Annotated in this window: 22 protein-coding genes; 11 read left to right on the top strand and 11 right to left on the bottom strand. The window is 67.1% G+C overall.

From position 1 onward, the window contains the following. Window positions 1-63 precede the first annotated feature (63 nt). The 3 genes from IIE29_RS07250 to IIE29_RS07240 are packed head-to-tail and all read left to right on the top strand — an operon-like array spanning window position 64 to window position 4,306. A complete protein-coding gene (locus IIE29_RS07250) occupies window positions 64-1,701 on the top strand; it encodes a glycerol-3-phosphate dehydrogenase/oxidase (protein ID WP_209324546.1) in 1,638 nt (545 codons plus the stop codon). Window positions 1,702-1,706: 5 nt separating this feature from the next. Beyond that, window positions 1,707-3,356: an FAD-binding oxidoreductase gene (locus tag IIE29_RS07245; protein WP_209324545.1), complete on the top strand. Its 1,650-nt coding sequence runs from the start codon at window positions 1,707-1,709 to the stop codon at window positions 3,354-3,356. Further along, complete coding sequence (locus IIE29_RS07240) at window positions 3,353-4,306, top strand: diacylglycerol/lipid kinase family protein (RefSeq protein ID WP_209324544.1); 954 nt, start codon at window positions 3,353-3,355, stop codon at window positions 4,304-4,306. Before IIE29_RS07245 ends, IIE29_RS07240 begins: the two co-directional genes overlap by 4 nt. On the opposite strand, the gene paaZ is transcribed toward IIE29_RS07240, so the two are convergent. The 5 genes from paaZ to IIE29_RS07215 form a co-directional block, all read right to left on the bottom strand. Next, window positions 4,281-6,317, bottom strand: a complete 2,037-nt coding sequence (gene paaZ / locus IIE29_RS07235; protein ID WP_209324543.1) for a phenylacetic acid degradation bifunctional protein PaaZ — start codon at window positions 6,315-6,317, stop codon at window positions 4,281-4,283. The two genes, IIE29_RS07240 and paaZ, sit on opposite strands and share 26 nt — an antisense overlap. Before the next feature lie 125 nt (window positions 6,318-6,442). Beyond that, the gene (locus tag IIE29_RS07230) at window positions 6,443-6,616 is read right to left on the bottom strand and encodes a hypothetical protein (protein ID WP_209324542.1); all 174 of its coding nucleotides are present in this window, start codon (window positions 6,614-6,616) and stop codon (window positions 6,443-6,445) included. Further along, the gene (locus IIE29_RS07225; protein ID WP_209324541.1) at window positions 6,609-6,911 is read right to left on the bottom strand and encodes a YtxH domain-containing protein; all 303 of its coding nucleotides are present in this window, start codon (window positions 6,909-6,911) and stop codon (window positions 6,609-6,611) included. The genes IIE29_RS07230 and IIE29_RS07225 overlap by 8 nt, the downstream gene beginning before the upstream one ends. Before the next feature lie 62 nt (window positions 6,912-6,973). Further along, window positions 6,974-7,525: a P-loop nucleotide/nucleoside kinase family protein gene (locus IIE29_RS07220; RefSeq protein ID WP_209324540.1), complete on the bottom strand. Its 552-nt coding sequence runs from the start codon at window positions 7,523-7,525 to the stop codon at window positions 6,974-6,976. A 259-nt stretch (window positions 7,526-7,784) separates the two neighbouring features. After that, complete coding sequence (locus IIE29_RS07215; RefSeq protein WP_209324539.1) at window positions 7,785-8,468, bottom strand: FadR/GntR family transcriptional regulator; 684 nt, start codon at window positions 8,466-8,468, stop codon at window positions 7,785-7,787. Window positions 8,469-8,794: 326 nt separating this feature from the next. Between IIE29_RS07215 and IIE29_RS07210 the strand changes: the two genes are divergently transcribed. The 7 genes from IIE29_RS07210 (at window position 8,795) to IIE29_RS07180 (ending at window position 17,251) form a co-directional block, all read left to right on the top strand. Further along, on the top strand, window positions 8,795-9,682 hold the full coding sequence (locus tag IIE29_RS07210; protein WP_209324538.1) for an ABC transporter substrate-binding protein: 888 nt from the start codon (window positions 8,795-8,797) through the stop codon (window positions 9,680-9,682). Then, complete coding sequence (locus IIE29_RS07205) at window positions 9,679-10,506, top strand: amino acid ABC transporter permease (RefSeq protein ID WP_209324537.1); 828 nt, start codon at window positions 9,679-9,681, stop codon at window positions 10,504-10,506. Before IIE29_RS07210 ends, IIE29_RS07205 begins: the two co-directional genes overlap by 4 nt. 46 nt (window positions 10,507-10,552) lie before the next feature. Further along, window positions 10,553-11,332: an amino acid ABC transporter ATP-binding protein gene (locus IIE29_RS07200; RefSeq protein ID WP_246475777.1), complete on the top strand. Its 780-nt coding sequence runs from the start codon at window positions 10,553-10,555 to the stop codon at window positions 11,330-11,332. Window positions 11,333-11,414: 82 nt separating this feature from the next. After that, window positions 11,415-12,932, top strand: a complete 1,518-nt coding sequence (locus tag IIE29_RS07195) for a gamma-glutamyltransferase (RefSeq protein ID WP_209324535.1) — start codon at window positions 11,415-11,417, stop codon at window positions 12,930-12,932. Between the two features lie 66 nt (window positions 12,933-12,998). Beyond that, window positions 12,999-14,564, top strand: coding sequence for an acetolactate synthase large subunit (locus tag IIE29_RS07190; RefSeq protein WP_209324534.1), 1,566 nt, complete (start codon window positions 12,999-13,001; stop codon window positions 14,562-14,564). A 249-nt stretch (window positions 14,565-14,813) separates the two neighbouring features. Next, window positions 14,814-16,148, top strand: coding sequence for an MFS transporter (locus IIE29_RS07185; RefSeq protein WP_425491440.1), 1,335 nt, complete (start codon window positions 14,814-14,816; stop codon window positions 16,146-16,148). A gap of 158 nt (window positions 16,149-16,306) precedes the next feature. Continuing rightward, on the top strand, window positions 16,307-17,251 hold the full coding sequence (locus IIE29_RS07180; protein ID WP_209324532.1) for a serine/threonine dehydratase: 945 nt from the start codon (window positions 16,307-16,309) through the stop codon (window positions 17,249-17,251). A 9-nt stretch (window positions 17,252-17,260) separates the two neighbouring features. Here IIE29_RS07180 and IIE29_RS07175 read toward each other — a convergent pair whose 3' ends face one another. Further along, the gene (locus IIE29_RS07175) at window positions 17,261-17,452 is read right to left on the bottom strand and encodes a hypothetical protein (protein WP_209324531.1); all 192 of its coding nucleotides are present in this window, start codon (window positions 17,450-17,452) and stop codon (window positions 17,261-17,263) included. Between the two features lie 49 nt (window positions 17,453-17,501). Continuing rightward, window positions 17,502-18,335 (bottom strand): ABC transporter ATP-binding protein, encoded by an 834-nt coding sequence (locus IIE29_RS07170; RefSeq protein WP_343071830.1) that lies wholly within the window; start codon window positions 18,333-18,335, stop codon window positions 17,502-17,504. 76 nt (window positions 18,336-18,411) lie between these two features. Between IIE29_RS07170 and IIE29_RS07165 the strand changes: the two genes are divergently transcribed. Further along, a complete protein-coding gene (locus tag IIE29_RS07165; RefSeq protein WP_343071829.1) occupies window positions 18,412-19,353 on the top strand; it encodes an IclR family transcriptional regulator in 942 nt (313 codons plus the stop codon). 5 nt (window positions 19,354-19,358) lie between these two features. Here the strand turns inward: IIE29_RS07165 and IIE29_RS07160 are convergent, their stop codons facing one another. The 4 genes from IIE29_RS07160 to IIE29_RS07145 all read right to left on the bottom strand — a co-directional run bounded on the left by IIE29_RS07160 (window position 19,359) and on the right by IIE29_RS07145 (window position 24,283). Then, a complete protein-coding gene (locus IIE29_RS07160; RefSeq protein ID WP_209324530.1) occupies window positions 19,359-20,027 on the bottom strand; it encodes a GntR family transcriptional regulator in 669 nt (222 codons plus the stop codon). Window positions 20,028-20,266: 239 nt separating this feature from the next. Then, window positions 20,267-22,513 carry a cytochrome b/b6 domain-containing protein gene (locus tag IIE29_RS07155; RefSeq protein ID WP_209324529.1) on the bottom strand — a complete coding sequence of 749 codons (2,247 nt, stop codon included), beginning with the start codon at window positions 22,511-22,513 and terminating at the stop codon, window positions 20,267-20,269. 1 nt (window position 22,514) lies between these two features. Beyond that, a complete protein-coding gene (locus tag IIE29_RS07150) occupies window positions 22,515-23,495 on the bottom strand; it encodes an electron transfer flavoprotein subunit alpha/FixB family protein (protein WP_209324528.1) in 981 nt (326 codons plus the stop codon). Between the two features lie 11 nt (window positions 23,496-23,506). Continuing rightward, window positions 23,507-24,283, bottom strand: coding sequence for an electron transfer flavoprotein subunit beta/FixA family protein (locus tag IIE29_RS07145; RefSeq protein ID WP_209324527.1), 777 nt, complete (start codon window positions 24,281-24,283; stop codon window positions 23,507-23,509). Window positions 24,284-24,322: the final 39 nt, after the last annotated feature.

Here is a 24,322-nt window from a genome sequence, read left to right as displayed (position 1 = left end):
TGATCTTGACAACACTCGACGGCGATTGCAAACTGGTACGACTTCGTACCAGAAAGCATCGCAATGGCTTCCACCACTTCAGCAGACGGCACGCCGGGGCCCGCCGGGGATCCCGCGCTCAACGCCGCACAGCGGGCCCGCGACCTGCGCGCCGCGACCGCAGACACCGGCACCGGCACCGGCACTGGCACTGGCACTGGCACTGGCACCGACATCGTCGTCATCGGCGGCGGGTTCACCGGCGTCGGTGTCGCCCTGGACGCCGCAAGCCGCGGCCTGTCCGTCACTCTGGTCGAACGCGGTGACCTCGCCTCCGGCACCAGCAGCTGGAGCTCGAAGCTCGCCCACGGCGGACTGCGCTACCTCGCACGGCTGGACTTCCCGATCGCCTGGGAATCGGCCGTCGAACGCGGCCGCCTGATGCGCCGCATCGCACCCCACCTGATCCGTCCCGTGCCGATGCTCTACCCGCTGCACACCGGCGTCGGTCGCCTCGAAGCCGCCATGACGGGCGCGGGATTCCTCGCCGGCGACATCATGCGGATGCTTGCCCGCACCCCGAAGCGACTGCTCCCCCATCCCCGCCGGATCTCGGCCGCCGCCGTCCGACGACTCGCCCCCGCCACGACCTCGCGGGGTCTGCGCGGCGGCCTGCTCAGCTGGGACGGTCAGCTCGTCGACGACGCCCGGCTGGTGATCGACCTCGCCCGCACGGCGGCGGCTCATGGTGCGCGCATCATCACCTACGCCGAGGCGACCGGAATCGAACGCGGCCGCGTCCACCTCACCGACCGCCTCACCGATGAGACCCACACGATCAGCGCCCGACAGATCGTCAACGCCGCCGGAGTCTGGTCCGATACTCTCTCCGACGAGGTCGAACTCGCCCCCAGCAAGGGCTCGCACATCCTCGTCCGAGCGGCGCGTCTCGGACATCCGAGCGCAGCCGTCACCGCGCCCGTCCCCGGTCACTTCGGCCGGTACGTCTTCGCTGTGCCGTGGCACAACGGCCTGGTCATGATCGGCCTCACCGACGACCGGCACCATGGTCCGATCCCGGAACGCGCCCACCCCGACGGCGCCGAGGAGACGTTCCTCCTCGACACGATCAACGCCGTACTCGACGACGAGCTCACCCCTGAGGACATCGTCGGCAGCTACGCGGGCTTCCGCCCGCTGATCAGGAGCACGGGACCCTCGAACAGCACAGGAGCCTCCGGCAGCGCCGACCTCTCCCGCAAGCACGCCCTGCTGCGCGACCCGCGGACCGGGACGCTGACCATCGTCGGCGGCAAACTCACCGCCTACCGACGCATGGCCGAAGACGCCGTCGATGACGCCGTCAAGACATGCGGTCTGCCGGCCGAACCGTGCCGGACAAGCGGACTCGGGCTCGTCGGCAAGGGCACACCTGCGTCCGGACTGCCCGAACATCTGGTCTCCCGCTACGGCACCGATGCCGCGGAGGTGGCAGCCTACGGCGACGCCGATCCCTCACTCAACGAACCCGTGCGCAAGGGAATCCCACTGACCGGCGCGGAAGTGCGCTTCGCCGTCGAGCACGAGCTCGCCCTCACGGTCGAGGACGTCATCGACCGGCGGACCCGTTGGGGACTCGTCGACGCCGATCGCGCCGACCTCTATGACGCTGTGGCCCGGATCGCCCCGGAACTCATCACACAATCGCGACACGAAGGATGACGAACATGGACACTCAACCGCGGATGCGCTGGTGGGGCTGGGGCGAGGACGGGCACGACGGCCCGGTCAAGCCCGGGGCGAGGAAGCTGCTGAGCAAGGTGTGCGGCTGGCCCCGCGGCGTCGACCGCCGGCCCGTACGACTCGAGGACATCCGCCTGCCCGAGCCCGAGCTCCCGGACGAGGTGCACGCCCGCTTCGTCGAGGTCGTGGGCGAGGACTTCGTCCGCGACGACCATGCGATCCGCGTCAGGCATGCGGCAGGACGCAGCCTGCCCGACCTCATCCGGCTGCGCACAGGCGAGCTGCCGTTCGCTCCGGATGCCGTGATCTGGCCCGGTTCCGCCGCCGAGGTGGACGCACTCCTGGCCGTCTGCCAGCAGGAGCACATCGCGGTCGTTCCGTTCGGCGGCGGCACCAGCGTCGTCGGCGGCCTCGATGCGTTCCGACCGGGTCTGGCCGGCAGCGTCTGCCTCAGCTTGTCACGGCTCGATGAGATCCTCGACATCGACGAGGAGTCGCTGACGGCGACCGTCCAGGCCGGGGTGTTCGGACCGGACCTCGAAGAGCGTCTGCAGGCCGGAGGCCTCACGCTCGGCCATTACCCGCAGTCCTTCGAGTTCAGCACTGTCGGCGGGTGGGTCGCCACCCGGTCAGCCGGTCAGCAGTCGACCGGATACGGACGCACCGACGAGAACGTGCTCGGGCTGCGCTGCTCGACCCCGAACGGTCCGATCGGACTGAGTTCGACTCCTGCCACGGCGGCCGGGCCCGATCCGCGCCAGATGTTCGTCGGCTCCGAAGGGACTCTCGGCATCATCACCGAGGTGACTCTGCAGATCAGACGCCTGCCGGAGGCGAGCGTGCCCGATTCCTGGTTCTTCCCCGACTTCGCCTCGGGCGCCGCGGCTCTGCGGGAGATGGAGCAGTCAGGGCTGCGGCCGGATATCGCGCGCCTCTCCGATGTCAACGAGACCGCTTTCGGGCTCGCGCAGCTCGGCAGCGGACTCCAGCGCAGAAGTGTGCTCGCCTATCTGCGCGCCCGCGGCATCTCGACGCCCTGCCTGCTGGTGGTCCGCTTCGACGGCCGCACCGCCGAGGCCCGAGCCCGTCGGTCGGCCGCCCGGACGATCGCCCGTCAGCACAGGGGCGTGGGGCTGGGAGCCACCCCTGAGGCCATGTGGGAGAAGCACCGCTTCTCGACCCCGTACCTGCGCGATCAGCTGCTGACCGAGGGCATCCTGGTCGAGACCCTGGAGACGGCGGCGCCGTGGTCCCGGATCGAGGAACTCCACGATACGATCCGGGCGGAGATCGAGAAGACATCGGCTGAACGCGGCACACCGGCCCTGGTGCTCTGCCACATCTCCCACCTGTACGCCTCGGGCTGTTCGCTCTACTACACCGTCTTCGCCCGAGCTCAGGAAGGCGAGGAGCTCAAGCAGTGGAAGGCGATGAAGACCGCGGCCGGCGATGCCATCGTCGGCGGCGGAGGCACGATCACTCATCACCATTCGATCGGGGCGGACCATGCCCCCTGGCTCGGCGCAGAGACAGGCGATCTGTGGCTGCGGATGCTGCGTGCGGCCAAGGCCGAAGCCGACCCGGCGGGCATCATGAATCCCGGCAAGCTCATGAATGGGCCGACCACGTTATGAATGACGGCGCGCGGGGCAACGGGGCCCCGGACCCGACGGCAGTCGTCGTCATCCTCAATCCCGCGGCCCGCGACGGCGCCGTGCTCAGGCGGATCGAGCCGCTGCGTGCGGCCTTCGCCGCCCACGGACTCGAGGCCGCACTGATCACGAGCGACAGCGAAGATCACGCCGGTGAATTGGCCGCGGAGTTCGCGGCACAGGGGGCGCCCGTCGTCGTCGCGCTCGGCGGCGATGGGATGGCACGCTCGGTCGCGGCCGGACTCCTCGGCACTCGAACCGCCCTGGGCATCATCGCCGGCGGCCGCGGCAACGACCTCATCGGCAAGCTCGGCATCCCGAAGGGCATCGAGGCGGCCGTGTCCGTCATCGCCGAGGGGCGCGACCGCGTCATCGACGTCCTCGACCTCGACGGGAAGGTCAGCCTCGGCAACGTCTGCCTCGGCCTGGATTCGGCCGTGCAGCGGCATGCGAACGCAGCGAAGTGCGTCAAGGGCCGTTGGGTCTATCTGTACGGGATCGTGCGCGCGATCCTGCCGCCCGAATGCATCGATCTGGAACTGACCGTCGACGGCGAGCGCACCGCCTTCCGCGGCTACACGGCGGGCTTCGCCAACTCCGGCCGCTATGGAGGCGGGCTCAGGCTCTCCCCCACAGCCGCCCTCGACGACGGGCTCATCGACATCGTCCTCCTCAAGGACGTCGCCCTGCCGCGACTCGCCGCCGAACTCGTCGCGTTCAGCTCCGGTAAGCACGATCGGCACCCGCACATCCACTTCGGCCGCGCCCGCGAGGTCCACATCTCGACCCCCGAGGGCGCGGATCCCATCGAGATCGTCGCCGACGGCGATGCGGTCGCCCGGACCCCGGCCACCCTGAGGGTCCGACCGGCCTCTCTGACCGTCCGCGTCCCCCGGGCCCGCCGCCTCAGTGCTCCTTCGCCACGAGGGTGAGCACGTCGTAGTTCGCGACGGGTTCGTCGTTCTGGTTGACGACCTGTGCGTCCCACCGGACCTCGCCGTACTCATCGGTCTCGCGCGGGGTGATCCGCTTGGCCGTGAGCGTGACCTTGAGCCTGTCGCCCGGCGAGACGGGCGTGATGAAGGTCAGCCCCTCGAGGCCGTAGTTCGCAAGCACCGGGCCCGGGTCCGGCTGGACGAAGAGACCGGCCGCGAAGGACACGATGAGGTAGCCGTGGGCCACGCGGCCCGGGAAGAACGGGTTCGCGGCCGCCGCCTCCTCGTCCATATGCGCGTAGAAGGTGTCGCCGGTGAAGTTCGCGAAGTGCTCGATATCGTCGAGTGTGACCTCGCGCCACTCGGAGTCGAGGGTATCGCCGATACGCAGGTCGTTGAGCGACTTCGTGAAGGGATGCTCGCCGAGGCGGCGCTCCGATCCGTTCACCCATTCCCCGCCGATGGCGGTGAGCATGTCCGGTGAGGCCTGGATCGCGGTGCGCTGCATGAAGTGCTCGACGCCGCGCAGACCGCCCATCTCCTCTCCGCCGCCGGCACGACCCGGCCCGCCGTGGATGAGGTTGGGCAGCGGTGAGCCGTGCCCGGTCGATTCCTCGGCATCATCACGATCGAGGACGAGCACGCGCCCGTGCCAGGGGGCGATCCGGCGGACGAATTCGGTGGCGAACCGAGCATCGTGGGTGACGACGGAGCCGACCAGCGAACCGCGGCCACGGGCGGCCAAACGCACGGCCTCCTCGGTGTCGGAATAGGCGATGATCGAGGTCACCGGCCCGAAGGCCTCGATGTCGTGGACGGCATCGGCCCACGCATCATCGGCCTGCAGGACGGTGGCCGCGACATAGGCACCGCCGTGTTCGGCGGCCAGCCTGTCGGACTCCTCCCGTCCGCCGGCGAGCAGGTGGGCGCCGCCGGCGAGAATGGCGTCGATGGAATCGAGGACGTCGGCGCGCTGCTTCTCGGAGACGACCGGGCCCAAGCGCGTGGACTTCTCCCGCGGATCACCCACCCCTTGGGTGGAGAGCTTCGCGATGATGGCCTCACCGACCGCCTCGGCGTGGGCCTCGGGCACGAGGGTGCGACGGATCGCGGTGCATTTCTGTCCGGCCTTGACGGTCATCTCGGCGACGACGCCGGAGACGAAGAGGTCGAACTCCTCCGTGCCAGGGCCGGCGTCGGGGCCGAGCAGGGAGAAGTTGAGCGAGTCCGCCTCGGCGAAGAATCGGGTGCCGCGCTCGGTGACGCAGTCGAGTCCGGACAGGCGCCGAGCGGTCGCAGCGGAGCCGGTGAAGGCGATGGTGTCCTGCTCGGACAGGTGGTCGAAGAGCGGGGTGACGTCGCCGCTGACGAGCTGGATGGCACCGGCCGGGAGAAGGCCGGATCCGACCATGTCGTCGACGACCGCGCGAGTCAGGTGGGCGGTGTCCGTGGCGGGTTTGACGACGACGGGAACGCCGGCGACGAACATCGGGGCGAACTTCTCGAGCATGCCCCAGACCGGGAAGTTGAAGGCGTTGATCTGCAGCGCCAGACCCTGCCTGGAGGTCATTATGTGCCGGCCGACGAAGGTGCCGTTCTTCGACAGGCGCTCGATCCCGCCATCGAGGTGGACGGTCGAGTTCGGCATCTGACGGCGGGCGATGCCGGAGTAGGTGAAGAGCGTGCCGATGCCGCCCTCGATGTCGACGAACGCGTCGCGCTTCGTGGTGCCGGTGGTGAACGAGATCTCGTGATAGCCCTTGGTCCGCTCCATGAGGCAGCTTCCGAGCTTCTTGAGGATGACCCCGCGCTGGTGGAAGGTGAGCTTCTGGAGTTCCGGCAGACCGGTGTTCCGGGCGTAGGCGTCGACGGCAGCGAAGTCGATGCCCGCGGAGCTCACCTGGTGGAGGAGCTCACCGGTGCCTGCGTCGTGCACCGCACGGGCACTGTCGGTCGCACCAGGCGTGTGCCAGCCTCCGGCCACATAGGAACTGAGGGTCTCGGTCATGCTTGCTCTCCCTGGTGAAACGACGTCTCCCGGTTCACGGCGGCCGAGTTCGGCGCCGCTGCCGATTCCTGGAGAATATACTAACCAATCGGTCGGTAATTGTCATAGGAGTGCGATGAGACCGGTCAGAAGCGGTTGAGCAGCTCCTGTTCGGCGTCGGGGTGGATCTCCCCGGTGTCCTTGTCCACCACCGGCTCGAGGCGGCCCTGCTGCTCCCACTCGGTGGCGATGACGCCGAGCTCTGCCTCGATGGCCGCTCGGCTGGCCCCGAAGTGCTCGGTGTCCGAGATCTCAGCCATGGATGTCCTCCGTGGGGCCCTGAGCCGAGTCGCCGGAGATCTTCGACTTGACGTCACTGCCGACCTGCTTCGACTTCTCGCCGGCGCTCTTGAGCGCCTGCTCGGCCTTGTCCTGCACGACCGGAGCCTTCTCCTTCACCGTGTCTTCGATATCGGACACACGGTCCTGGACCTTGGGGTCGCTCCACAGGTCCTGCACGGCCTGTTTGAGCGATTCGTAGCTCTGTCGTCCGGCACGGGAGCCGAGGACATACCCCACTCCGATTCCTGCTGCCAGTAGAAGCTTGCCCTTCATGCTGCCTCCCTCTCTGAGGTTTCCGCGTGGTTTCCTGAACTTAGCTGTGTTGCCCGACGCATTCAAGGGGTGTCAGAAGAGCCCGATCGTGCGTTCTGGGCCAGAACGTCCCGCACTGCGGCGAGGACCTGCGTTCCCGATGCCTTGGCCGAATCGGTGCTCGTGTCGATGCGCACGACCGGTCCCAATTCGAGCGGTGCGCTGCGCCGCCACAGGTCGACGTCGTTCGGGTCGTCTTCGTGGATGCCGTGTCGGTCGCGGTGCTCGTATCGCTCGACGGCCTCTTCCAAGGGAGCGTCGCACCACACTTCGACGACCTCCTCGGCCCCGGCGGTCCGCAGCCCCTCCTTGACGCTGTCGAGATCACGCTCCAGAGCCCAGAACGACTCGACCACCACCGTGTCCTCGACCAGAGCGGCCAGCTTCCACGCCACCCTGTCCGCCAGCTCGTGAGCCGGATCCCTGGGGAAGCGGTAGTTCACTGAATCGACGAGGCGTTCGAGCACCTCGTCGACGGAGAGGAAGGGCACGTCCGCCGCTGCGGCGAGGTCAGAGGCGAGTGTGGACTTCCCCGAGGCGGGGAGCCCATTGACCAGGATCACGGTGGCTGCCATCGTCGGGTCCTCTCCTTCGGCTCTCGTGTCTCTTCGGCTCGCGGCGCGGTCCCGCTCGTCTCCGCTGCCCGCGCAGGCCGCGGCCCACAGGACGCGGCGCGCAGTCCGCAACCAACAGGACGTGGCGCGCGCAGCCCGAGACGCGGCGTTCACGGCCACGATAACCGCACCCAGCAGCAACATCCCATCGGAGCACTGACTCATCGATGACCACCGCCAAAGCGCAATGCGCGGTCGAGTGGGCTCCACGAGCACCGCTTCAGAACGCGATGACCTGGGAGATGTCCCTCAGATGCTCTTCCATGCTCTCTCGCGCCGCCGGTCCGTCGCCGCGTGCGATCGCGTCGGTGATCGCACGGTGCCCGTTGAGAGAGGTGCGGATGCGACTCTCCGACTGGAACTCGGCCCTTCGGGTGAATCCGAACACCTCGTGGGTCTCCGTGAGCAGGTCGACGAGCAGCGGGTTGAGAGTGAGAGCGGCGATAGCGACATGGAACTCCGTGTCGAGAGCTGCCAAGTCGGAGTGATTCGCCGGGTCCATCGCCTCAGCGCGAGCAAGGATCTCCTCGAGGGCGTCGGTCTCGGCGCTGCTGCGTTTGGCAGCCCGGAAGGCGATCGCCGGTTCGAGCGATTGCCTCAGGTCCATCACCTCGCGGAACTGACGCTCGGTCTCCGTCCCCGTGCCCAGCATCGAGCGTTTGTGCTCATTCTCGCGATCGAAGCTGACGAAAGTGCCGCTGCCATGCACGCGCCGGACGAACCCTCTGACTTCGAGCTCCTTGAGCGCCTCTCGCACCGTCGTCCGGCTGATCCGGTACCGAGCGGCCAACGCCCTCTCGGAATCGAGCTTCTCTCCCTGCTCGAGCTCACCCGAACCGATGGCGTCCATCACCGCACGCATCATCGTCGAGGTGCCGGTCAGGGCCGGACCGGCCCCAATCATCTCGCCTCCAGATTCCGACCGCAGTCCGGTCGCAGGCCTGTTACGGAGTGCGCGGAACTCTCTCTGCTCACCACGCCACCTGCCTTCCCGTCGAATCTCTACTGGTCCGACCACTTGTCGTGCAGCACAGCTGCCGGCACGACGCGCAGAACCATGGTCGCAACTGACCTGCGTTCGCCCACGACACCCCCGAATACCCGGAGAACCGCGCCGACACGGTGCTTTCTCGTATTCCAAGAATGTACACGATCGTGTTGCATACGTCACATTCGCACTGCTACTGTTCATCCCAGCTAACTGGTTGGACCACTAGAAAGGTGCAGACGATGAAGTCTCTCAACCGTTGGGGCTCGGTGGCGGCAGCCGCGCTCGCCGCACTCTCCCTGGCTGCCTGCGGCTCCTCCGATGGCGGCGACAGCGCACAGGCGGAGACGGCCAATGTCGATATCGGGAAGGACGTCGAAGCTGTCGTCGACACCCCGAAGACGATGAAGGAGGGAGTGCTCACCGTCTGCGCTTCCTTCGGAAATCCGCCCAACGCCTACTACACGACCGACCACGTCGAGACCGGCAGCGAAACCGACATCGCCCGCGTCCTCGGTCCGCTCATGGGCCTGAAGACGGAATTCCACGAGACCAAATTCGCTTCTCTCATTCCCACCCTGCAGGCGACGCAATGCGACGTCATCATGTCCTCGCTCTACATCAAACCCGAGCGAGAGGAGATCGTCGATTTCGTGCCGTACATGCAGTCCGGTCAGGCCGTCGTCGTCAGCCAGGACAACCCCAAGGAGATCGCCGGCTTCGATGACTCGCTGTGCGGAACGAAGATCGGCTATCAGGTCTCGACCACTGCCGAGGAGTACGTCAAGAAGCAGAAGGAGACCTGCTCCGAGGGCGGCAAGGGCGCGATCGACACCGTCAAGGTCGAGGACGGCACGATGGGTATGCAGCAGGTGCAGACAGGCCAGATCGACGCCTTCGTCGACACTCAGTCGGCCGCGGTCTACACCGTGGGCAAGACCAACGGTCAGATGCAGGTCGTCGGCAAGCCCTTCGGCCTCATCGACATCGGCGCTGCGGTGAAGAAGGACAACTCGCAGCTGCAGGATGCGCTCTCCGACGCCTTCGATGAACTCGTCAAGTCCGGTCAGTACGAGGAGATCCTCAAACAGTACGATTCCGCCGATATGGCACTTGAGGAGGAGGAATGAACTTCGACTGGGCATTCTTCTGGACCAATCTGCTGACACCGAACAAGGACTTCGTCGCCGGCCTGTGGGTGACTATTGCCATCTCGATCGTCGCGATGGTGCTGGCGCTGGTCCTCGGCGTACTCATCGCACTGCTCCTGCGCTCCGGCAACATCGTGCTCAAGACGATCGGCAACCTCTACATCTGGGTGATCAGGGGCACCCCGCTGCTCGTGCAGCTGGTCATCGTCTACTCCGGTCTGGCCGCCGCGGGAATCTTCCGATTCAGCGACATCCACGCCGGGCCTTTCACGATCCAAGCAGTGATCCAGGCCGCGATAGTCACCCTGACCATCCACGAGGCGGCCTATATCGCCGAGATCGTCCGCAGCGGCATCTCGAGCGTGGATTCCGGCCAGTTCGAGGCCTCGGAAGTCCTCGCGCTCAAACCTCACCAGACGATGCTCACCATCGTCCTCCCCCAAGCCGTGCGCACGATGGTGCCGCCGCTGGGGAACATCTTCAATCAGCTGATGAAGGAGACGAGCGTGCTCAGCATCATCGGCGTCAGTGAGATGTTCCTAGTGGCTCAGGGCTTCAGCGCCTCGACTTTCCGGACGTTCGAGATCTTCCTGGTTGCGGCCATCTACTATCTGGCGCTCACAACCATCTGGACTCTTATCCAGGGCCTCATCGAGAACCGCCTCGACCGCTACATGGGACTCGACTCCCAACAGGGGGTGCTCTCACGGACCTTGGAGCTGCTCATCCCCAGCAAGAGGGCGAGACGTCCCGGACTGGTGACCCCTCTGCCTGCCCCAGCCGACGCGAAGACGGGAGTGTGACATGTCAGAGACCCTGACACCATCCGCAAAGGAAGAGAACTCGGTCATGAACAGCACGTCCACTGCCCCGCTGGTGCAGATCGACGACGTCCATCTCGAGCTCGGCGGAGTCGACATCCTCGACTCCGTCAGCCTGCAGGTCGAACGCGGCGAGGTCGTCGTCCTGGTCGGCCCCTCCGGCGCCGGGAAGACGAGCCTCCTGCGCACCGTCAACGGCCTCAACCCCATCACCAGCGGTCAGGTCCATGTCGCAGGCATGGAGGTCCAGCACCGCGACGGCACCGGCGGCACGCCTCGCAAACTCAGGGGCCCTCGTCTCCGGGACGCGCGCAAGGAGATCGGCTTCGTCTTCCAGCACTTCAACCTCTTCCCTCATCTGACGGCCCTCGACAACGTCACCCACGCGCCCAGGAAGGTTCTCGGGCTGTCACGGTCGGAGGCGAGGGACCGCGGAATGCAGCTGTTGGAGAGGGTCGGACTGTCCAACCGCGCCGACACGAAGCCCTCACGTCTGTCCGGCGGCCAGAAGCAGCGCGTGGCGATCGCACGCGCGCTGGCGATGCGTCCCCGTCTGATGCTCTTCGACGAGCCCACCTCGGCCCTCGATCCCGAGATGGTCGGTGAGGTCCTCGACGTCGTTCGGGAGCTCGCGGCCGAAGAGATGACGATGATGCTCGTCACCCACGAAATGGGATTCGCGCGAGAGGTCGCCGACAGGCTTGTCGTCATGGCCGACGGCAACATCGTAGAAGAGGGCCCGCCGACGGACATCTTCTCGCGCCCGAAGAACGAGCGAACGAAGACGTTCTTCTCCCGCATCCTCTGATCCCGGCCTCGAGCCGTCCGGCAGCAGACCGCCGGGCGACCCGGCTTCCGACACCGATACCGCACCATCACTGGAGACTCCCATGCCTGCTCAGCGCGCCATCGCCACACCCCATCACCTCGCCACCGCCGCCGGCGAACTCATGTACACCGAAGGCGGCAACGCCGTCGATGCCGCGCTCGCTGCGGCGGCGGTGCTCACCGTCGTCTACCCCCACAACACCTCGATCGGCGGCGATCTGACCGCGCTGGTGGCTCAGGGAAGCGCGGAACCGGAGCTCATCGACGCCTTCGGCTATGCTCCCGCAGGTGTCGACAGCAAGGCCTGGGGAACTTCGGGGCGGGTGCCTTCGCGGGGGCCGGAATCGATCACGGTGCCGGGAGCGGTGAAGGGCTGGAAGCACCTCCATGACAACTATGGATCCCTTCCCCTGCCGACGATTCTCGCTCCTGCCGTCGAGCATGCCCGCGGCTATGAGATCGGCCGCTCCGTGCGCACCCTCATCGATGAGGTCTCGCAGGAGTCGGCAGCGGGTCGGGAGCTCATGGAGGCGATGTTCGGTCCTGAATTCGCTGACGCCACCCATGCGGCCAACCCCGCCTTGGGCGCCACTCTCGCCCGCCTTGCCGAAGCTGGTCTCGACGACTTCTACCACGGCCAGACAGCTTCGAGGGTCCACTCCTATCTCACGACGGTGCGTCCGGATTTCACACCGGAAGACTTCTCAGAATACGAGGTGCGGTCCACCCCCTCACTGTCGATGGATTTCGCCGGTCTGACCGTTCACACCGGCGGCGCCCCCTCCCAGGGATTCGGGCTGCTGCGGCTGCTCGACGACCTGGCGACTTCTCTCGGCACAAGCACCGACGTCTCCGCGATGACAGATGCCGCACTCGCCGAGGTGTGGATCGAATCATTCACCCAGTCCGATGCCATCCGGGACTCGGTCCTCGCCGAGGGCGTCACCGGCTCAGAGCTGCTCGCCGCTGTCAGGGACGATCTCGAACCCGTACCGGCGCCGGCGGCGGGCGGGGACACGATCGGCATCGCCGCCTCGGACGGTGAGCTGGCCGTCTCGCTCATCCAGAGCCTGTACTCGTCCTTCGGCTCCCTGTGCTTCGACCCGGAGACCGGGGTCCTGTTCCAATGCAGGGGCTCCATGTTCTCCTTGGACGCTGCCTCACCGCAGTTCGTCAGACCGCGGACGCGTCCCCCGCACACTCTGATGCCGGTGCTCATCACTGATGGAACGGGAGGTACCGTCATCGTCCAGGCGACGATGGGCGGCAAAGCTCAGGCGCAGATCCATTCCCGCCTGTTCATCCACCTGCTCCGCGGTGCCACTCCAGCTGAAGCCACCGCTTGGCCCCGCTGGGTGTCAGGAGCGAAAGCTGCGTCCGCACCTGTCCGCACCATCACAGTCGAAGACGATGTCGACGCCGAGGTGAAAAGCATCCTCGCCACGGGGGCCGAAGGGGAGCTGCGAACTGTGCCGCGGCATTCCGACTCCCTCGGCCACGCCAACGTCATCGATCTTCGCGGTGACAGCGTCCAAGCCGCTTCAGATCCCCGCTCGGACGGTTCATCCTGGGTCGGCTAACCTGATCCCGTCGGTGCGAGTGACGAGACTTCGACGGTGACGAACACAGACTTGAAGGAGAATGACATGAATGGTGCGGAGAGCCTGCTGGAATCGATGGGGCACAACGGCATCGACGTCTGCTTCGCCAATCCCGGAACCTCGGAGATGCACTTCGTGGCCGCCCTCGACCGCAATCCTCAGGTCAGGGGTGTACTCGCCCTGTTCGAGGGTGTGGCCACGGGGGCTGCCGACGGTTACTCGAGAATGCTCGACAGGCCCGCGGCCACTCTGCTCCACCTCGGGCCGGGAATGGCGAACGGCCTGTCGAACCTCCACAACGGTCTGCGCGCTCGCTCCTCGATCGTCAACGTCATCGGTGATCACGCCGGGTACCATCGCGAACTCGATGCTCCTCTGACCTCGGACATCGAGGGTGCGGCTCGTCCGTTCAGCGATTGGGTTCGAACCTCCCCCTCGGCGAACACGATCGCCGCAGACGCCGCCGACGCAATCGGCTTCAGCCGACCGGGCCGGGTCGCCTCACTCATCCTCCCGGCCGACACCGCTTGGAACCCCGCCGATCGGATCGACGGGACTCCCACAGCCGTGAATCCTCCGATCCAGGCTATCGATGCAGATCTCGTCGAAGCTGCTGCACGCCGTCTTGAGACCGCCGGCTCCCGGACGGCGATCCTCCTGGGAGGACGCTCGCTGCGCGCACCGCAGCTCGAAATCGCTGCACGCATCGCCGAGGCTACGGGAGCTTCCCTTCTCGCCGAGACATTCGCGCCACGCACGGAACGCGGCGAAGGACGACACACGGTCACCAAGATCCCTTACCCGGTCGAGCCCTCCATCGCGCTGTTGCGCAAGTTCGACGCGATCGTCCTGGTCGATGCGAAGCCGCCGGTGGCCTTCTTCGCCTACCCCGACAAACCGAGCGTCCTCACAGCTCCGGGAACGACCTTCTACACGGTCAGTCCCATCGGGTCCGACTCGCTGTCGAGTCTCGAGACGCTCGATGAAGCCGTCGGACGCGGCGTCAGCTCAGAGGACAGCTTGCTCCCGTCCTTCCGAGCGGAATTCTCACCGGCAGGTCTTCCGAGCGGATCGATCACCGCTGAGAAGCTCGCGGCGTGGCTGTCCGGGGCAGTCCCGGAGAATGCGATCGTCCTCGACGAATCGATCACGACCGGGCGCGACTTCTACGCACAGACCGCGCAGTCGCGGCGTCACGACTATCTCGGGGGAACGGGCGGATCGATCGGATGGGCCCTCCCTGTGGCCGTCGGAGCCGCTGTCTCCAGCCCCGATCGCAAGGTCATCGCACTGGAGTCGGACGGCTCTGGAATGTACATGCCGCAGTCGCTGTGGACTTACGCTCGGGAGCAGCTCGACATCGTCGTCCTCGTCTTCGCCAACCGCAGATATCAGACCCTTCGCAACGAGATGGCCAATGTCGGTGTTCCCGAGTTCGGCCCGAAGGCGAGCTCTCTGCTCGACATCGATCAGCCGAGCATCGACTGGAGCGCACTGTCACAGAGCATGGGCGTGCCCGCGTCACGCGTCGACACGATTGAGGACCTCGATCGCAGCTTCGCTTCGGCGCTGGCCGACGACGGCCCCCATCTCATCGAGATCGTACTCTGAGCACCGCGGCCAGGGGCACGGGGCCTCGGCTGACACGCAGGTGACATCGACCACTTCCTGCAATATAGTCGGAGGCAATTACTGACCGAACAGTCTGCCAGCCGGCTCCTGCCCAGCGGCTGCTCGAAGGCGAGCGCTGCGGACAGCACCGGCGGACTCCGGTGCATCACCGGCGCAGTCGGCGGTCAGACGGTGGGGGCGCAGCGCGCCCGACACCCATCAGCCCGAACGTCAATGGAGACCGCTCGCATGTCACAGACCTCCGCACAGAACATGACCCATGAGGAACGCAAAGTCCTCGCAGGCACGCTCGTCGGCACCACCATCGAGTGGTACGACTTCTTCATCTACGCCCAGGCCGCCGGCCTCGTCCTCTCGGCCCAGTACTTCGGCCCGCTGGCCTCGGACAACCCGGCACTCGGCCAGATCATGGCCTGGGCCTCACTGGGCATCTCGTTCCTCTTCCGGCCGCTCGGCGCGATCATCGCCGGCCACCTCGGCGATCGCATCGGACGGAAGAAGATGCTCGTCCTCACGCTCATCCTCATGGGAGCCGCGACCTCGCTCATCGGTCTGCTGCCGAACTACGCGATGATCGGCATTGGCGCGCCGATCCTGCTCACCCTGCTGCGGATCCTGCAGGGCTTCTCGGCGGGCGGCGAATGGGGCGGGGCCGCGCTGCTCTCGGTCGAGCACGCACCGATCTCCAAGCGCGGCATCTTCGGCGCGTACCCGCAGATCGGCGTACCCGTCGGAATGATCCTCGCCACCGGCGTGATCTGGGTGCTCACCACGGTGCTCAGCCCCGAGCAGTTCGCCGGCTTCGGCTGGAGGATCCCGTTCCTCCTCTCCGTCGTCCTCGTCATCGTCGGCTACTACATCCGCCGCCAGGTCGAGGAGAGTCCCGTCTTCGCCGAACTCGCCGAGCGCAAGGCCGAGTCCTCGGCGCCCCTGGGAACCCTGTTTCGGAAGAACACGAAGGAAGTCGTGCTCTCCGCCCTCATCTTCATCGGCAACAATGCGGTCGGCTACATGATCATCGCCTTCTTCGCCGCCTACGCCTCCCGACCGCTCGAAGACGGCGGCACGGTCGGTCTCGACCGGGCACCGGTGCTGTTGGCGACGACGCTCGCGAGCTTCGGCTGGCTGGTGTTCACGATGTGGGGCGGCGCTCTGTCCGATCGCCTCGGCCGGGTGCGCACATTCCAGATCGGCTACGTTCTGCTCATCGTCTGGCTCATCCCGACCTTCCTCATGATCGACACGGCCAACATCTGGCTCTACGGCGTCGGCATTTTCGTCCTCACCGTCGGGATGGGCCTGTCCTACGGTCCGATGTCGGCGATGTATGCGGAGATGTTCCCTGCCCAGGTCCGCTATTCGGGTGTGTCGATCGGCTATGCGCTCGGCGCGATCCTCGGCGGCGCCTTCGCACCGACCATCGCCGAGACCCTGCTCGCCGAGACCGGCACCTCGCTGTCGATCGCGATCTACATGATCATCGTCTGCATCATCTCGCTCATCGGCGTCAGCCTGGTCAAGGAGACCAAGGGCGTCGACCTCGGCCTGACCATCCATCACTGAGGCGGCGTCAGCAGCGCCCCGGTGCCCCGTGCCCAGTCCGCGTCCGCTGTGCGCATGTCTCCTGCGGGTGGATCCGTTTCGATCCGCACGGGAAAATCGAGGTGGATCCACCCGCAGGAGACGCAACCTCCGCAGCCGGTCTCGCATAGGCTGGTGGCATGCCTGAGCTGACCCATCCCGACATCGAATCCGCCGCCGCACGGATCGCCGGACGCGTGCGCCCGGTCACGGTCACCTCGACGCCGGAGGACGGGCTGCACTTCGCCCTCGAATTCATGCAGCATACGGGCACGTTCAAGGCCCGGGGCGCGCAGAACTTCATCCGAGCCCATCTCGAGGCCGGCTGCTTCCCCGAGGCGGGGATCACGATCGCCTCGGGCGGCAACGCGGGCCTGGCCTGCGCCTGGGCGGCCCGCGAGGCAGACGTTCCCGCCACTGTGTTCCTGCCGACCACGGCTCCGGGCGTCAAGGTCGAGCGGCTGCGCTCCTATGGGGCGACCGTCGAACTCGTCGGTGCGGAGTTCGCCGAGGCGGCCGAGGCCTGCCGGAATTTCGTCGCGTCATCGGGGGCGTTGGCCTCGCACGCCTATGACCATCCGCTCATCGCCGCCGGAGCGGGCACGCTCATGACCGAGATCCTCGAACAGGTGCCCGATCTCGACACGGTCGTCGTCTCGGTCGGCGGAGGCGGCCTGTTCGCCGGCGTCGCGACCGCTGCGACTCATGCCGGAGTGCGCACGGTGGCGGTGGAGCCGCGCAACTGTCGAGCGCTCAATGCCGCGCTCGAAGCCGGAGAACCGGTCGACGTGACCGTCGATTCCGTGGCCGCCGATTCACTCGGCGCACGACGGGCGACTCCCCTGGCGCTGGCTGCGGCACGATCGGATCTGGTCACCTCGGTGCTGGTCGATGATGCGGCGATCATCGCCGCGCGAGCGCATCTGTGGGACGACCACCGCCTGGCGGTCGAGCATGCTGCGGCGACGGCGCTGGCGGGAGTGCGGGGCCGGAGCGACGGCGCAACCAACGGCTATGTGCCGACGGACGGGGAGAAAGTCTGCGTCGTCCTCTGCGGGGCGAACACCAGCCTCGGCGATCTCTGAGACGCTCGGTCAGCGCGTTCGGTCGCGGTCCTTGGACTTCAGCGATGCCTTGATGAGGCCGAAGATGGCGAGCGCCACGACGACGGTGATGACCGCTTTGACGAGGAACCACGCAATGGAGAATGCGACGTTGACCACCCACCACGCGATGATGATGGCGATGATCGCGCCGATGACGCTCCAGACGGTACTCATCTTCATGCCTCAAGCCTAGGCCCGCGCGCGTGCCGGCGCAATGGCGGTCGCCGCCTCAGCCCACCGCCGCAGTCTGCCGGATGGCGCGGGCCGACCAGCGCCGGTCGGCGTATCCGACCTCGATCGGGTGGTCGAAGGCGGCGGAGACCTGCTCCGAGGTGAGCACTTCGTCGATGGCCCCTGCTGCGGTCAGTCGCCCCTGGCAGATGAGCGCGGCGTGCGTAGTGGTCTCCGGAATCTCCTCGAGGTGGTGGGTGACCAGCAGCGTCGCGAGCTGGGGCGAACGCACGGACAGGGAGTCGATGGTCTCGAGGAGCTGTTCGCGGGCGGCGACGTCGAGGCCGGTGGTCGGTTCGTCGAAGAGCAGCAGCTGCGGATCGGCGATGAGCGCGCGGGCCACGAGCGCCCGACCCCGCTCCCCCTGGGACAGCACTTTCCAGCCCGCTTCGGCACGGGAGTTCAGCCCCACCTCGGCGATGAGAGCGTCGGCCTGCGCGATCTCGGCGGGCTCGGGCTCCCACCGCAGCGGGCGTTCGATGGTGCCGGTCAGTCCGGTGAGGACGACCTCGCGCACACTCAGATCCGACCGCAGCGGATGACGCGGATTCACATGTCCGATGAGTCGTCGCAGCGCGGCGAGTTCGACCCGGCCCATCCGCTGTCCGAGGACATCAACGGTCCCCGAGGTCGGGAACACCTGCGCCGAGGCGAAGCTGAGCAGGGTCGACTTCCCCGCACCATTGGGCCCGATGAGCACCCAGTGCTCGCCGGCTCGCACATGCAGGTCGATGCCGTGGAGGATCTGCGTCTGCCCGCGCCGGAATGTCACGTCACTGATCTGCAGGACCGCTTCGCCCACCTTGCCCGTCTCCGTTCTCGAGTCGATCACGCTTCGAGTCTAGGATCCGGAGCCGTGCTGCTCCCTCTCGTCCGGACACTGTCGTTCCACATCATGGATCAGCACTGTGGATCAGCGGTCATTCGCCGCGGTCCATAATGGAGTCATGCACAACGGCGCCGACCCCGACGATGACCTCCGCGAAGAGCACCGCATCAGGATGCGCGGGAGGATCCTGCGCCGCTCCGCCTCGTTCAACGTCGCTCATGCCGTCGATGCGCTCGAACCGGGTACCGGTGCCCAGAGCATCCAACGCGCGCTGACCCTGCTCAACCTCGTCGGCCTCATCGCGGGCGAGAGTCGCGAGGGTGCGAGTCTGTCCGAGCTCGCCTCGATCAGCGGACGACCCAAGGCCAGCGTCCACCGGATGCTGCAGGCACTCATCGCCATGGGCTATGTCGAACGCCTCGAAGAGGGCGGCTACAGGCTGGGCGTGCAGTCGCAGATCCTCGGTCAGCTGGCCCAGAAATCGGTGGATCCGCTGGTCACGGAGTCCGAGTCGAGCCTGCTGCGTCTGGCCGAGCTCAGCCAGGACACCGTGTTCCTCACCCTGCGCACGGGCAGCTATTCGATCTGCGCCCGCCGTGAGGAGGGCTTCGGCGAGATCTTCAACAACGCCCTGTCCGTGGGTGACAGACACCCGTTGGGCATCGGTGCCGGATCTCTGGCGATCCTGTCCGAACTCTCCCCCGCCGAGGTGGACGCGCAGTTCGCGGCCAACGCTGAGATCCTGGCCGAACGGTACCCGAAGGTCTCGATCGAAGCGCTGCGCGACATCATCGAGCAGGCCCGCATCGACGGCTTCGTCCATAATCCCGGCCTGTTCGCCCAGGGCTCGTGGGCGGTGGCCGTGCCCCTGCGGATCCGCGGGTCCCGTCCTCGCGCGGCCCTGTCGATCGCCTCGATCGCCGACCGGGTCACCGGGTCCCGGGTCGAGCGCCTCGTCGCGCTGCTGCGGCGTGAGGCCAAGGCCATCGCCGAGGCGCTGAGCGAACACCCGAACCCCTGATGTCTCTAGGAGACCAGACCGGCGCGGATCCGGCGGAGCGCATCGTCGAATGAGTCCTCGGTGGCTTCGGCGGCCGCTGACGCGTCTTCAACGTCCACGGCTTCAATGAGTCGGCGCTGGTGCTTGAGCAGAGGAGCCTGGGCGTCGGCGGCGATCTCCTGCCTGGCGCCGACGAGTTTGTAAGCGCGGCAGCGCAGCCACAGGGTGCGGATCGTCTCGACGAGGACGGGATTTCCGGAGGCGGAGTAGATCGTCGCCAGCAGCTCCTCGTCGTGATCGAGGTAGCCTGCAGCATCTCCCGCCGCGAGGGCGGTCTCCATGGCCGCGAACTCTTCGTCCAGCCTGACCCGCCCTGCAGCGTCGAGCTTCTGCACGCCGTGCACGGTCGCTTCGACTTCGAGGATGCGGCGCACCGAATAGATCTGCAGCAGCTCCGCGGCGGTGAACGTCTTGACGACGGCGCCGCGGTGCGGACTGGTCTCGACGAGTCCGACCTCCTCGAGCCGGGCGAGCGATTCACGGACGGGCATGACACTCGTGCCCAGGGATGCGGCGAGCTGCCGGATCCGCAGCCGCTGTCCGCTGGGGTACTCACCATTGAGGATGCTCGCCTGCATCGCCTCGAACACCTGGTCGCCGATGCGCGGGCCGACCTCCGCCTGGGTCTCGCTCATGACCGTCAGTCTAGCCTCGCGCCTGTGCTGGCTCCGGTGTGCGCTCCGCCCCGTAACCGGGATCAGCCCACCGCGGGCCGGCCTCGCAATCGCGGCACTCAGCGCAGCACGACCGTCCTCTCGCGGAGCGGGGCCTGAATGTAACGCAGGGGCGGATCCACCTCGATATCGCGGACGATTTCGAGATGGATCCGCCCCTGGGAGACGCGGCTCGGGAGTTCACGGCCGCGCGGTCTCGCCTACCTGCTCGAGACGCGTCCGAACAGGTTCGCGATCGGTGCCAGCAGCAGCGGTCTGGCGGCGAACCAGCCGGCCACCACCACGACCATCGCCACGAGGAACCAGATGAGACCGGCCCATCCCAGCGCATTCGTCCCGGCGAACATATAGCCGAGGTTCTGCCGCATTCCGGTCGCGAATACGAGGAACACATGGACGAGGATGAACATGACGAAGAACAGCATCGTCGGGAAGTGGAGCGCCCGAGCCAAGGGAGCCGGGTAGAACTTGTTGAGCTTGGCGGCGTCCTTCGGCCACCACTCGCTCATCCGCAGTCCCGTGATCGCAGCCACAGGGGCGGCGATGAACACGATGATGAAGTACATCAGCTGCTGCAGCGAGTTGTAATTCACCCACGCATCTTCCATCGGCCATTCGAGCGTCATGTACTGCAGCATCGCCGAGACGGCGTTCGGGAAGACCTCCCAGCTGGTCGGCACGATGCGCGCCCAGTGCCCGGAGACGAAGAGCAGCACCACGAACACCACACCGTTGGCCAGCCACAGCAGGTCGAGCCCGGTATGCAGCCAGAGGTTGATGCTGACCTTCTTCCCGCCCTTCTTCGGGGTGTAGAACGCCGGCGGCTTCTGCTGGTGTCTCACCTGCAGACCCGAACGGATGATGAGCACCATGAAGAAGATGTTGAGGAAGTGCGTCCACCGCACCCAGCCCGGGAAGCCGGGATCGACGAAGTCGGGCTGGTGATACTCGCCCGGGTAGCGTTCGAGGAACTCCGGAACGCCCGGCAGCGTCGTCACCCCACGTGCGGCGAGCACGATGATCCCGGCTGCGACGATGAGGCCGCCCAGGGACAGACCGACGAGCTTGGACCACTGGCCCAGCGACTTCGAACCGATCATGACCGGTTCCTTCTTCGCTGCGGGCTTCGCCGAGGCGGCTCCGCCCGAGCTCGTCGGCGCGGCCTTCGCGGCCGGTGCCGATTTCGCAGCTTGCTTGTCCGCAGTTCGGGCCGCGGGCTTCTCCGCTTCCTTCGCGGCGGGCTTGGCCATCGGCTTGCGTTGAGCGGGCCTGTCGGTGGCCTTGGCTGCGGGCTTGCCCATGGGCTTGCGCTGCGCGGGCTTCTTCTGCGCCGCGTCGTCGGGCTTCTTCTCCGAGCTCGCGGCAGCGGCAGCGCCTGCACCGGCGGCGGCACCGGCACCTGCCGCTCCGGCCCCGACGCCGCCGATTCCGGTGCGCCGTCCCTGCGGCTTCTTCTCAGCTGCTGAGCTGCCGGAGGTCGTGGCTGCGGGCTTGGTGCCGTCAGTCGGTTCGGCGGTATCGGCTGGCGTGCCTGCATCGGATGATGCAGTTTCAGCCACCGGCTCGGAGGCCTGCGCACCGGCTGCCCCAACCGTGGAGGGCTTGACAGCCGATGCCGGGGCGAACCCTTCCGTCGGCCAGGGGTCACCGCCGGCCACACGCGGAAGACCACGGCGCAGCGGGACATCGGACAGCTCACCCGATCCGCTCGCGACGACTCCAGCGGCGGCACCGGTGCCCGCGGCAACGGCCGCGGCGGGAGCGGTGGGCTCCTCAGCGGCAGATGCAGCGGAGGCCTCCCCTCCGCTCGTCTCGACAGGAGCAGGCTCGGCGGAGACCGGAGCGGCAGCAGCGGAAGTGCCCGGCGCCTTGACTCCGGCGGGTGCGAAGCCCTCCGGCGGCCACGGCTCTCCGCCGGCCACGCGCGGAAGGCCACGACGCAGCGGAACCTCGCTCGCAGCCGCGGGCGCGGCCGCTGCGGCTGCGGCAGCCGGTGCAGCGGACGACGAGTCCTCGACCGCACCCTCCATTTCGGAAGAGTCTTCTGTCTCGACGGCAGGTGCCTCTGCCGATCCGCTCTCGGACGGTCCGGGAGCGCCTGCAGTCGCGCCGACGGCTTTCACTCCGGCGGGCGCAAGGCCCTCCGGCGGCCACGGCTCTCCGCCCTCGACACGCGGCAGACCACGGCGCAGAGGCACCTCGGCAGCGGCGGGCTCAGCGAATTCGACAGGCTCAGCGGAGTCCGCGATGTCCTCGGTCACATCAGGGGCGACGGTCTCCGTCGGCCCCTCGTCGACGATCTCGGCGGAGGAACCTGCATCCAGTTCCTCCGTGCCCGGCGAGGCACCCTCTTCCAAGGGTGCGCCGATGGTGCCCTCTGCCGGCCAGGGATCACCACCTGCGACCCGGGGCAGACCCGAGCGCAGTGAACTGGAATAGGTGGCCATATCAGGACTTGTTCTCTCTCAGGGATTCGATTGCCTGCGGAACGACCTTGAACAGGTCGCCCACGACACCGAAGTCGGCGATATCGAAGATCGGGGCCTCGCCGTCCTTGTTGACCGCGACGATGGTCTTCGAGGTCTGCATGCCGGCCTTGTGCTGGATGGCACCGGAGATGCCGAGTGCCACGTACAGCTGCGGGGACACGGACACACCGGTCTGTCCGACCTGATGCGACTGGGCGATGTAGCCGGCATCGACTGCCGCGCGCGAGGCACCGAGGGCGGCACCGAGGACATCGGCGAACTCGCCCACGAGCTCGAAGGATTCCTCCGAGCCGACGCCGCGGCCGCCGGAGACGACCTTCTGCGCGCCGCGCAGCTCGGGCCGCGAGGAGGTCTCGACGATGGCCTCGAATGAATCGACCGATGCCGCGCGCTTGCCGGAGTCAGCGACCTCGAGGGCCTGGACGTTCGCCGTCTGCGCCTGGGCGCGGGTCTCGATCGAACCGAGGCGCACCGTGACGACGGGGGCGCCGAAGGTCGGGGCCGAGGAGGCGGTGTAGCCACCGCCGTAGACGGAATGGTCGGCCACGATGCCTTCGGAGTCACGCTCGACGCCGACGGCGTCGACGCACACGGCCGAACCGGTGCGCACTGCGAAGCGGCCGGCGATGTCGCGGCCGTCGAGGGTGTTGGGCACGAGCACGGCGTCGGGAGCGGTGAGCTCGGCGGCGGCGGCCACGGCGTCGACGGCGGAGGTGCCGAGGTTGTCCCCGGCCGACTCGACGGTCAGCGACGCGACGGCGCCGAGTTCGGCGGCCTTCTGCCCCGCGGCGTCGGCCCCGCCGGAAGCGGCGAGCACGAGGGCGACGGGCGAGCCGATCTCAGAGGCACCGCCGAGCAGCTCGGCGGCCGGCTTCTCCAGCTGACCTTCGGCATCGGCGGTGAGGACGACGAGAATGGAGTCCTGTGGGAATTCTGACATGACGATTCTCCTTAGGCCAGACGGTTCTTGGTGAGGTATTCGGCGAGTTCGACTCCGCCATTGCCTTCGTCGACGACCTTCTCGCCGGCCTCGCGCGGCGGCTTCTCGGCGACGGTGACCATGATCGAGCGAGCCACGGACTGGTCCTCGGCATCGATGCCCAGATCGCTGAGAGAAATGACCTCGAAGGGCTTCTTCTTCGCGGCCATGATGCCCTTGAAGTTCGGGAAGCGAGCCTCGGGCAGGGCTTCGGTGATCGAGATGACCGCGGGCAGTTCGGCCGAGACCTGCTGCTGGCCGCCTTCGATCGGGCGCGTGCCGGCGACCTTGCCGTCGGACAGCTCCACTGTCGACAGTCCGGTCACATGCGGGTAGTCGAGGTGCTCGGCGAGCATCGCCGGCATCATGCCGCCGTTGCCGTCGGTGGAGACGTTGCCGGTGACGATGAGATCGAATCCGCTGCGGCGGAGGGCCGCGGCCAGCACCTCGGCGGTGAGTCCGAGGTCCGCGCCGGCCAGTGACTCATCGGCCACGTGCACGGCATCGTCGGCCCCCATTGCCAGACCCTTGCGGATCGTGGCTGTCGCGGTGTCGGGCGACATCGAGATGACGGTCACCTCGGTCCCGCTGTCGCTGTCCTTGTGGGCCAGCGCGACTTCGAGCGCGCGCTCACCGATCTCATCGAGGACGGCTTCCGAGGCGCCGCGATCGGCCAGCCCGGTTTCCAAGTTCAGTTTCCGGTCACCGTAGGTATCCGGGACCTCTTTGACCAACACCGCGATCTTCAAGGATGACTCCTTAGTTTCGTGAAGCAGCTGCACCTGCAA

The sequence above is a fragment of the Brevibacterium renqingii genome (assembly GCF_017808095.1).
In the GTDB taxonomy this organism is placed as follows: Bacteria; Actinomycetota; Actinomycetes; order Actinomycetales; family Brevibacteriaceae; genus Brevibacterium; species Brevibacterium renqingii.
The sequence above is the reverse complement of the archived record's forward strand: the minus strand, read 5'-3'. Positions and strand labels throughout refer to the sequence as shown.

Excerpts from the sequence above, each read along its gene's own strand:
- IIE29_RS07155 (WP_209324529.1), bottom strand. The coding sequence starts at position 22,513 with ATGGCCACCTATTCCAGTTCACTGCGCTCGGGTCTGCCCCGGGTCGCA.
- IIE29_RS07160 (WP_209324530.1), bottom strand. The coding sequence starts at position 20,027 with ATGAGCGAGACCCAGGCGGAGGTCGGCCCGCGCATCGGCGACCAGGTG.
- IIE29_RS07230 (WP_209324542.1), bottom strand. The coding sequence starts at position 6,616 with ATGGCTGAGATCTCGGACACCGAGCACTTCGGGGCCAGCCGAGCGGCC.
- IIE29_RS07205 (WP_209324537.1), top strand. The coding sequence starts at position 9,679 with ATGAACTTCGACTGGGCATTCTTCTGGACCAATCTGCTGACACCGAAC.
- IIE29_RS07200 (WP_246475777.1), top strand. The coding sequence starts at position 10,553 with ATGAACAGCACGTCCACTGCCCCGCTGGTGCAGATCGACGACGTCCAT.
- IIE29_RS07195 (WP_209324535.1), top strand. The coding sequence starts at position 11,415 with ATGCCTGCTCAGCGCGCCATCGCCACACCCCATCACCTCGCCACCGCC.
- IIE29_RS07250 (WP_209324546.1), top strand. The coding sequence starts at position 64 with ATGGCTTCCACCACTTCAGCAGACGGCACGCCGGGGCCCGCCGGGGAT.
- IIE29_RS07180 (WP_209324532.1), top strand. The coding sequence starts at position 16,307 with ATGCCTGAGCTGACCCATCCCGACATCGAATCCGCCGCCGCACGGATC.
- IIE29_RS07150 (WP_209324528.1), bottom strand. The coding sequence starts at position 23,495 with ATGTCAGAATTCCCACAGGACTCCATTCTCGTCGTCCTCACCGCCGAT.
- IIE29_RS07175 (WP_209324531.1), bottom strand. The coding sequence starts at position 17,452 with ATGAAGATGAGTACCGTCTGGAGCGTCATCGGCGCGATCATCGCCATC.
- paaZ (WP_209324543.1), bottom strand. The coding sequence starts at position 6,317 with ATGACCGAGACCCTCAGTTCCTATGTGGCCGGAGGCTGGCACACGCCT.
- IIE29_RS07245 (WP_209324545.1), top strand. The coding sequence starts at position 1,707 with ATGGACACTCAACCGCGGATGCGCTGGTGGGGCTGGGGCGAGGACGGG.
- IIE29_RS07185 (WP_425491440.1), top strand. The coding sequence starts at position 14,814 with ATGTCACAGACCTCCGCACAGAACATGACCCATGAGGAACGCAAAGTC.
- IIE29_RS07240 (WP_209324544.1), top strand. The coding sequence starts at position 3,353 with ATGAATGACGGCGCGCGGGGCAACGGGGCCCCGGACCCGACGGCAGTC.
- IIE29_RS07215 (WP_209324539.1), bottom strand. The coding sequence starts at position 8,468 with ATGATTGGGGCCGGTCCGGCCCTGACCGGCACCTCGACGATGATGCGT.
- IIE29_RS07220 (WP_209324540.1), bottom strand. The coding sequence starts at position 7,525 with ATGGCAGCCACCGTGATCCTGGTCAATGGGCTCCCCGCCTCGGGGAAG.
- IIE29_RS07225 (WP_209324541.1), bottom strand. The coding sequence starts at position 6,911 with ATGAAGGGCAAGCTTCTACTGGCAGCAGGAATCGGAGTGGGGTATGTC.
- IIE29_RS07210 (WP_209324538.1), top strand. The coding sequence starts at position 8,795 with ATGAAGTCTCTCAACCGTTGGGGCTCGGTGGCGGCAGCCGCGCTCGCC.
- IIE29_RS07190 (WP_209324534.1), top strand. The coding sequence starts at position 12,999 with ATGAATGGTGCGGAGAGCCTGCTGGAATCGATGGGGCACAACGGCATC.